This window comes from Novosphingopyxis sp. YJ-S2-01 (assembly GCF_016093175.1).
Lineage (GTDB): Bacteria > Pseudomonadota > Alphaproteobacteria > Sphingomonadales > Sphingomonadaceae > Novosphingopyxis > Novosphingopyxis iocasae.
Window position 1 is genome coordinate 1 of record NZ_JAEDAI010000016.1, and the last position, 474, is coordinate 474.

Here is a 474-nt window from a genome sequence, read left to right on the forward strand (position 1 = left end):
GCTGTTGACAGCGACAGTTCTTTTACAGAAACAGAGATAGTATTGCGAACGCCTACCGGGCAGATCTTTGGCACGCTGACTACTCCTCATGAAGCGGATAAGGTTCCCGTGGCTTTATTGCTTGCCGGCTCGGGTCCGACGGACAGAAATGGCAACAATCCATTGGGGGTAAAGACAGATGCTTACAAGCAGCTGGCACATGCACTGGCAGAGCATCACATCGCTTGCCTGCGGTTTGATAAAAGAGGAATAGCCGCCAGTTGGAAAGCAGGGGCGTCTAATGAAGCAGGCCTGCGGTTTGAAGATTATATTAATGATGCTGCGGGGTGGATCGCATTATTGAGAAACGACAAGCGCTTTTCTTCTGTTATTGTTGTCGGGCATAGTGAGGGTTCCCTGATTGGGATGGTTGCGGCGAAAAAAGCAAATAAATTTGTTTCTGTTGCAGGCGCGGGGGAATCGGCTGACAAAATC

1 protein-coding gene is annotated in these 474 nt (G+C 49.8%); it reads left to right on the top strand.

Annotated features, from left to right (window positions below; translation table 11 throughout):
- A partial coding sequence (locus tag I6A82_RS14440) for an alpha/beta hydrolase (protein WP_198095670.1) occupies nucleotides 1–474 on the top strand: 474 nt, incomplete at both ends.